7 protein-coding genes are annotated in these 7,650 nt (G+C 71.9%); 5 read left to right on the forward strand and 2 right to left on the reverse strand.

The genetic code is table 11. The features are described from left to right. Position 1: 1 nt before the first annotated feature. Entirely contained in the window at positions 2-691 is a 690-nt protein-coding gene (gene mtrA / locus SSP08S_RS02640) for a two-component system response regulator MtrA (protein WP_187284748.1), read from the reverse strand. Positions 692-699: 8 nt separating this feature from the next. Beyond that, a complete protein-coding gene (mtnA, locus tag SSP08S_RS02645) occupies positions 700-1,839 on the reverse strand; it encodes an S-methyl-5-thioribose-1-phosphate isomerase (protein ID WP_019066024.1) in 1,140 nt (379 codons plus the stop codon). A 140-nt stretch (positions 1,840-1,979) separates the two neighbouring features. Here mtnA and SSP08S_RS02650 point away from each other — a divergent pair, with 140 nt between their 5' ends. The 5 genes from SSP08S_RS02650 to SSP08S_RS02670 are packed head-to-tail and all read left to right on the forward strand — an operon-like array spanning position 1,980 to position 7,608. Beyond that, positions 1,980-3,329: a DUF7544 domain-containing protein gene (locus SSP08S_RS02650; protein ID WP_019066025.1), complete on the forward strand. Its 1,350-nt coding sequence runs from the start codon at positions 1,980-1,982 to the stop codon at positions 3,327-3,329. Positions 3,330-3,333: 4 nt separating this feature from the next. After that, positions 3,334-4,119: a DUF4129 domain-containing protein gene (locus SSP08S_RS02655; RefSeq protein WP_026178129.1), complete on the forward strand. Its 786-nt coding sequence runs from the start codon at positions 3,334-3,336 to the stop codon at positions 4,117-4,119. Beyond that, positions 4,116-5,309 (forward strand): DUF4350 domain-containing protein, encoded by a 1,194-nt coding sequence (locus SSP08S_RS02660; protein ID WP_019066027.1) that lies wholly within the window; start codon positions 4,116-4,118, stop codon positions 5,307-5,309. The genes SSP08S_RS02655 and SSP08S_RS02660 overlap by 4 nt, the downstream gene beginning before the upstream one ends. Next, positions 5,306-6,298: an AAA family ATPase gene (locus tag SSP08S_RS02665; protein ID WP_043259228.1), complete on the forward strand. Its 993-nt coding sequence runs from the start codon at positions 5,306-5,308 to the stop codon at positions 6,296-6,298. The genes SSP08S_RS02660 and SSP08S_RS02665 overlap by 4 nt, the downstream gene beginning before the upstream one ends. Then, entirely contained in the window at positions 6,298-7,608 is a 1,311-nt protein-coding gene (locus tag SSP08S_RS02670; RefSeq protein WP_019066029.1) for a DUF58 domain-containing protein, read from the forward strand. The genes SSP08S_RS02665 and SSP08S_RS02670 overlap by 1 nt, the downstream gene beginning before the upstream one ends. Positions 7,609-7,650 lie beyond the last annotated feature (42 nt).

Genomic DNA, 7,650 nt, shown 5'->3' on the forward strand with positions numbered 1-7,650 from the left:
GTCAGCTCGGTCCCGCCTTGTAACCGACGCCGCGGACGGTCACCACGATCTCCGGCCGCTCCGGGTCCTTCTCGACCTTGGAACGCAGCCGCTGGACATGCACGTTGACCAGACGGGTGTCCGCCGCGTGCCGGTAGCCCCAGACCTGCTCCAGGAGCACCTCACGCGTGAACACCTGCCACGGTTTACGGGCCAGCGCGACCAGCAGGTCGAACTCCAGCGGCGTCAGGGCGATCGACTGCCCGTCCCGCTTCACGGAGTGACCGGCCACGTCGATGACCAGATCGCCTATGGCGAGTTGCTCGGGCGCCGGCTCCTCCGACCGCCGCAGCCGCGCCCGGATCCGGGCGACCAGTTCCTTCGGCTTGAACGGCTTCACGATGTAGTCGTCGGCGCCGGACTCCAGGCCCACCACGACATCGACGGTGTCGCTCTTCGCCGTGAGCATCACGATCGGAACCCCGGACTCCGCCCTGATCAGGCGGCACACCTCGATACCGTCCCGTCCGGGCAGCATCAGGTCCAGGAGCACCAGGTCGGGCTTGCTCTCACGGAAAGCGGCCAGCGCCTTGTCGCCGTCGGCTACGAAAGACGGCTCAAAACCTTCACCACGCAACACAATGCCGAGCATCTCGGCCAGTGCGGTGTCGTCATCGACGACAAGGACTCGTCCCTTCATAAACGACATCATCCCATTAACTAAATCGTTACCTGTCGTGACCTGTCACACAGCTCTGCCAGCGCCTCCGCCGTCACAGGCGAAACAGCGCCTTCTTCGGTGACGATCGCCGTCACCAGCTCGGGAGGCGTCACGTCGAACGCCGGGTTGTACGCCTGGGTCCCCAGGGGTGCCACCGGAATCCCGCCTCCCGCTCCCGACACCGTCACTTGGGGTGACGTGATCTCCGTCACTTCGAACCCGGGGCGCTGTTCCACCTCGATGGACGCCCCGTCCGGCGTGTCCGGATCCACCGTCGTCACCGGCGCCACCACGATGAACGGCACATGGTGGTACCGGGCGAGCACGGCGAGCGGATAGCTCCCCACCTTGTTCGCCACCGAACCGTCGGCGGCGATCCGGTCCGCCCCGATCAGCACCGCATCCACCTCCCCGGCCGCGAACAAGGAGCCCGCCGCGTTGTCCGTGAGCAAGGTGTACGCCATACCGTTGCGCGCCGCCTCATAAGCCGTCAGGCGAGCACCTTGCAGCAATGGACGCGTTTCGTCCACCCAGAGCCGCCGCAGCCGCCCGTCCCGGTGCGCCGCGAGCGCCACCGCGAAGGCCGTGCCCTCACCCCCCGACACCAGCGCACCGGTGTTGCAGTGCGTCAGAATCCGGTGCCCACCGCCGGGCAGCAATTCGTCCAGCAGGGCCAGTCCGTGTGCGGCCATCCGTGCGCTGGCCTCGGCGTCCTCCCGGTGCAACCGCCGCGCCGCCGCCAGCGCCGCCCCGGCCGCCTGCTCGGGACCACCTCCCTTGGCCACCGCGTCACGGTGCGCGGCCTGCGCCCTGCGCACGCCTACGGAGAGGTTCACCGCGGTCGGCCGGGCGCCCGCCAGCGCCACCGCCGCCTCGTCCACGTCGAAGCCCCGCGCGGCGGCGAGCGCGACGCCGTACGCCCCCGCGATGCCGAGCAGCGGCGCCCCGCGCACCGCGAGCGAACGGATCGCGTCCACCAGCGCGGAGGCGTCCGTGCACACCAGCTCGACCTCTTCGGCCGGCAGTCTCGTCTGGTCGAGCAGGACCAGTACGGGCCCCTCGGGGGGCTCGTCCCAGCGGATCGCAGGTATCTCGGTCGGCCGGCCGTCCTCGCCGGATTGCGCGTACTGATCAGCCATGCGGTCAGTCTGCCCCGTATCCGGCGGACAATTGAAGGTGTCCAGCCCATACCGCGGCCGGTCACCGGTCGACCACCCCATGGCACGATGGCTGCCAACCTGCCGCCGCGCCCGCGGACGGGCACCGTGAAGGAGCGACGATGAACGACACTCCGGGCTGGGCCTCGCCCGGATCCGCCCCGCCCGACGGGCCCGAGCCCGGCGCCTCCGGTCCCACCGAGCCGACCGACGGCTCCGGCCCCGCACAGCCCGCGGACCAGCCCGGCACGGACCCGTCGGGCACCGGCCCGCAGTGGTCCAAGGAGCAGCCGCCGGCCGCCCAGTGGTCCGCGCCCACCGGCGCCCAGGGCCCGGGCCAGGCACCGCCCCCACCACCCGGCCCGGGCTGGGGCGGAGGCCACCCCGGAGGCCCGGCGGGCCCCGGAGGCCCTGGGGGATACGGCGGGCCCGGCGGCTACGGCGCTCCCGGCTGGGGAGCCGGCTGGGGCGGTCCCCCGCCCGCGGCCAAACCCGGTGTGATCCCGCTCCGCCCGCTCGGCGTCGGCGAGATCCTCGACGGCGCCGTCTCCACCATGCGCACCTACTGGCGCACGGTCCTGGGCATCTCGCTCACCGTCGCGGTCGTCATGCAGACCATCGTCGTCCTCGTCCAGGGCTTCGCCTTCAGCGACCTCACCAGCACCAACGCCCTCGACGACCCGAACGCCAGCGCCTCCGAAGTGACCCGCGCGATGAGCGAGGCCTTCCTCAGCACCGGCGTCGTCTACCTGGTCGCCCTCATCGGCACGGTGATCGCCACCGCCCTGCTCACGGCCGTCACCAGCCGCGCCGTCCTCGGCAAGCCGGTCACCGCCACGGAAGCCTGGCGTGACGCCCGCCCCCAGGTGCTCAGGCTGTTCGGCCTGATCTGCCTGCTGATCCTCATGGCCATCGCCCTGATCGGCATCCCCACCGTGCCCGGCATCATCGTGGCCGTCACGGCATCCCAGGACGGTGGCATCGCACTCGCCGTCATCGGTGGCCTCGCCGGCTGCGTCGTCACCCTCTGGCTGGCGATCCGCTTCTCCCTGGCCTCGCCCGCGCTCATGCTGGAGAAGCAGGGCATCGTGAAGTCGATGAGCCGCTCCGCGAAGCTGGTGCGCGGCTCCTGGTGGCGGATCTTCGGCATCCAGCTGCTCGCCCAGATCATCGCGAGCATCCTGTCGTCCATCCTCGTGATCCCGTTCGCCTTCATCGCCGGAGTGCTGAGCGGCGACGGCCTCAGCGGCCTCGTCAACGGCACCGGCGACGTCGGCTGGACGTTCCTCGTCATCAGCGGCCTCGGCGCGGTGATCGGCCGCATGATCTCGTTCCCGATCACGGCGGGCGTCACCGTGCTCCTGTACATCGACCAGCGCATCCGCCGCGAGGCCCTCGACCTCGACCTGGCCCGTGCCGCCGGCGTCCAGGACTACGGCACCGCCGCCTCCGGCCCCACCCCGGGGAGCTGATGCGGTGAGCCTGGCGGGGGGAGTTCTCACAGCGGTGCCCGCGGCGCTGCCGCACACCGTCGAATCGGCCACGAGGGCGCTGCTGCGCGCCCACGGCACAGTCGTACGGTCGTCGGCCCTCTCGGGAGACGAACCGCCGGTGACGATCCCGCGCGACCCCGCGCGGGAGGCGGCCCGGCGTGAACTGTCCAAGCAGATGTACCACGAGAACGACCCCAGCCTGGTGCAACGAGCCCTGGACGCCGTCTCCCGCTGGGTCGACAAACTGTTCAGCAGGGCATCGGAGGCGACCCCCGGCGGAACGCTCGGCCTGATCGTCGTCATCCTGGTCGTCCTCGCGGTCGTGGCCGCCCTGTGGTGGCGCCTCGGCACCCCCCGCCGCGAACCCGCCTCCAGCGCCGCCCTGTTCGACGACCGCCCCCGGAGCGCCGCCGAACACCGCTCGGCCGCCGAGGCACACGCCGCCCAGGGACACTGGAACCCGGCCGTGCAGGAACGCATGCGTGCCATCGTCCGCTCCCTGGAGGAACGCGCCCTGCTCGACGTCCGCCCCGGCCGCACCGCCGACGAGGCGGTCGCGGAAGCCGGCCGCGCACTTCCGTCGCACACGGACGAACTGCGGGCCGCCGCCGGGCACTTCGACGACGTGACGTACGGCGGACGCGGCGCGAGCGAGCAGTCGTACCGCCGCATCGCCGAACTCGACCGTGCCCTGGAACGGACCAGGCCCGTCCTCACGAGCAGCGCCCACAGCACGGCCCACCACACCAGCCAGGGGGCCGCCGAATGACCACGGAGGCGACGCTTCCCGCCACCTCGGCCTCGCCCACCGTCCGCCAGGTGTGGACCCGCGCGCGGGGCATCGTCCTCGCGCTCGTGCTCCTCATGGCAGCCGCCGTCGCGATCGCCGCGATCCGCTCCGACGCCCGGCACGGCGACCTCGACCCGCGCTCCGCCGACCCCTACGGCAGCCGCGCCGTCGCCGAACTCCTCGGCGACCGGGGCGTGTCCACGCGCGTGGTCTCGACCCTCGCCCAGGCCCGCGCCGCGGCCGGCCCGGACACCACCCTCCTGGTCGCCGTCCCGGACCTGCTGACCAAGCGTCAACAGGCTGGCCTGCACGCGGCGTTCGCGAACTCCGGCAGCCGTACGGTCCTCGTCGCGCCCGGCGCCGCGTCCCTGAACCGGCTCGCCCCCAAGGTCACCGTGGACGCGGGGCCCAGCTTCGACTCGCCGCTCTCGCCCGACTGCTCGATGCCCGCCGCCCAGCGCGCGGGCGACGCGGAAACCGGCGACTACCGGTACACGACCACGGCCACCGACGCCGACGAGTGCTACCCCAGCGACGGCCGGCCGACCCTGCTCCGGCTCCCGGACGCGTCCGGGGGCGGCGACACAGTCGTCATCGGCGCGCCAGACATCCTCTTCAACAAGCGTCTCGACAAGCAGGGCAACGCCTCGCTCGCCCTCCAACTCCTCGGCTCCCGCCCCCATCTGGTCTGGTACCTCCCCTCGCTGTCCGACACCTCGGCCACCGACTCCGGCAGCCAGAGCTTCTTCGACCTGCTCCCCTCGGGCTGGCTCTGGAGCACCCTGCAGCTGTTCGTCGCCGCAGCCCTGGCCGCCCTGTGGCGGGCACGCCGACTCGGCCCCCTGGTGCCCGAAAGACTCCCCGTGGCGATCCGCGCCTCCGAAACCGTCGAAGGCCGCGCCCGCCTCTACCGCAAGGCCAACGCCCGCGACCGCGCGGCCACCGCTCTGCGCTCCACCACCCGCACCCGCCTCGCCCCCCTCGTCGGCGTCCCCGTCTCCCAGGCGCACACGCCCGAAGCCCTGCTCCCCGCGCTCTCCGCCCACCTCCACGGCGACGGACAGACCCTGCACGCCCTCCTCTTCGGCCCGCCGCCCAGCGACGACGCGGCCCTCATCGCACTCGCCGACCAACTCGACGCCCTCGAAAGAGAGGTACGCCGTCCATGATGGACCCGACCACTGACAACGCCGGGCCTGCGGGGAATCCGGGCGCCGCCCGAGCCTCCCTAGAATCCCTGCGCGCCGAGATCGCCAAAGCCGTGGTCGGCCAGGACCCCGCCGTGACCGGCCTCGTCGTCGCCCTCCTCTGCCGCGGACACGTTCTACTGGAAGGAGTCCCCGGAGTCGCCAAAACGTTGCTCGTCCGAGCCCTCGCGTCCGCACTCGAACTCGACACCAAGCGCATCCAGTTCACCCCGGACCTGATGCCCAGCGATGTCACCGGCTCCCTGGTCTACGACACCCGCTCCGCCGAGTTTCGCTTCCAGCCCGGCCCGGTCTTCACCAACCTCCTCCTCGCGGACGAGATCAACCGCACCCCGCCGAAGACCCAGTCGTCCCTCCTCGAAGCGATGGAGGAACGCCAGGTCACGGTCGACGGCACCCCGCGCCCCCTCCCCGACCCCTTCCTGGTCGCCGCGACGCAGAACCCCGTCGAGTACGAGGGCACGTACCCCCTCCCCGAGGCCCAACTCGACCGCTTCCTCCTCAAACTGACGATCCCACTCCCCTCCCGCCAGGACGAGATCGACGTGCTCACCCGCCACGCCGAAGGCTTCAACCCGCGCGACCTGCACGCCGCCGGCCTGCGCCCCGTAGCGAACGCGGCCGACCTCGAAGCAGCCCGCGCGGCAGTCGCCAAAACAACGATCTCCCCCGAAATCACCGCCTACGTAGTCGACATCTGCCGCGCCACCCGCGAATCGCCGTCCCTCGCCCTCGGCGTGTCCCCGCGCGGCGCCACCGCCCTCCTCACCACCTCGCGCGCGTGGGCCTGGCTCACGGGCCGCGACTACGTCATCCCCGACGACGTGAAGGCCCTGGCACTCCCCACCCTCCGCCACCGCGTACAACTGCGCCCCGAGGCCGAGATGGAGGGCGTGACGGCGGACTCCGTCATCAACGCGATCCTCGCCCACGTCCCGGTCCCCCGCTGATGGCCCTCACCGGCCGCGCCGCCCTCCTCGCAGCCCTGGGCTCCCTCCCCGTAGGCATCTGGGAACCCAGCTGGACGGGCATCCTGGCCGTCAACGCCCCCCTGGCGGTGGCCTGCGCCTGCGACTTCGCCCTGGCCGCCCCCGTACGCCGCCTGAGCCTTGCCCGCTCGGGCGACACATCCGTACGCCTGGGCGAATCAGCCGACGTCACCCTGACCGTCACCAACCCGTCCCGCCGCCTGCTCCGAGCCCGCATCCGCGATGCCTGGCCCCCCAGCAGCTGGCTCCCCGGCACGGAATTCGCAGCCTCCCGCCACCGCCTGACGGTTCCGCCCGGCGAACGCCGCCGCCTCACCACCCGCCTACGCCCCACCCGCCGAGGCGACCGCCAAGCAGACCGCGTGACCATCCGTTCCTACGGCCCTCTCGGCCTCCTCACCCGCCAGGGCACGCACATTGCCCCCTGGGCAGTACGTGTCCTGCCTCCGTTCACCAGCCGCAAGCACCTCCCGTCGAAACTCGCCCGCCTGCGCGAACTCGACGGCCGCACCAGCGTGCTGACCCGCGGCGAAGGAACCGAGTTCGACAGCCTGCGCGAATACGTCCCCGGCGACGACACCCGCTCCATCGACTGGCGCGCCACCGCCCGCCAAACGACGGTCGCGGTACGCACCTGGCGCCCGGAACGCGACCGCCACATCCTCCTGGTCCTCGACACCGGCCGCACCTCAGCAGGCCGCGTCGGCGACGCCCCCCGCCTCGACGCCTCCATGGACGCGGCCCTGCTCCTGGCAGCCCTGGCGTCCCGCGCCGGCGACCGCGTGGACCTCCTCGCCTACGACCGCCGGGTCCGCGCCCTCGTCCAGGGCCGCACGGCACGCGACGTACTCCCCTCACTGGTCAACGCGATGGCGACCCTCGAGCCGGAACTCGTCGAAACAGACGCCCGAGGCCTGGCAGCCACCGCAATCCGCACGGCACCCCGCCGCTCCCTGATCGTCCTGCTGACAAGCCTCGACGCGGCCCCCGTCGAAGAGGGCCTGCTTCCCGTACTAGCCCAACTCACCCAGCGCCATACCGTCCTGGTGGCGTCCGTGGCAGATCCGCACATCGCGAACATGGCTACGGCCCGTGGAACGACAGAGGCGGTCTACGAGGCGGCAGCCGCGGCACGCGCCCAGACCGAGCGCGACCGCACTGCGGAAAAACTCCGCCGGCATGGCGTCACCATCGTCGACGCGACACCGGACGACCTCGCACCGGCACTGGCGGACGCATATCTGGCTCTCAAGGCTGCGGGACGTCTGTAATACGGGGTCTGCTTACAAAGCAGACCTCCTTCCAAGGCCCTT

It is taken from the genome of Streptomyces hokutonensis, assembly GCF_000376565.1.
GTDB classification, from domain to species: domain Bacteria; phylum Actinomycetota; class Actinomycetes; order Streptomycetales; family Streptomycetaceae; genus Streptomyces; species Streptomyces hokutonensis.

Coding starts and splice junctions, on each gene's coding strand:
- SSP08S_RS02665 (WP_043259228.1), top strand. CDS start 5,306: ATGATGGACCCGACCACTGACAACGCCGGGCCTGCGGGGAATCCGGGC.
- mtrA (WP_187284748.1), bottom strand. CDS start 691: ATGATGTCGTTTATGAAGGGACGAGTCCTTGTCGTCGATGACGACACC.
- mtnA (WP_019066024.1), bottom strand. CDS start 1,839: ATGGCTGATCAGTACGCGCAATCCGGCGAGGACGGCCGGCCGACCGAG.
- SSP08S_RS02670 (WP_019066029.1), top strand. CDS start 6,298: ATGGCCCTCACCGGCCGCGCCGCCCTCCTCGCAGCCCTGGGCTCCCTC.
- SSP08S_RS02650 (WP_019066025.1), top strand. CDS start 1,980: ATGAACGACACTCCGGGCTGGGCCTCGCCCGGATCCGCCCCGCCCGAC.
- SSP08S_RS02660 (WP_019066027.1), top strand. CDS start 4,116: ATGACCACGGAGGCGACGCTTCCCGCCACCTCGGCCTCGCCCACCGTC.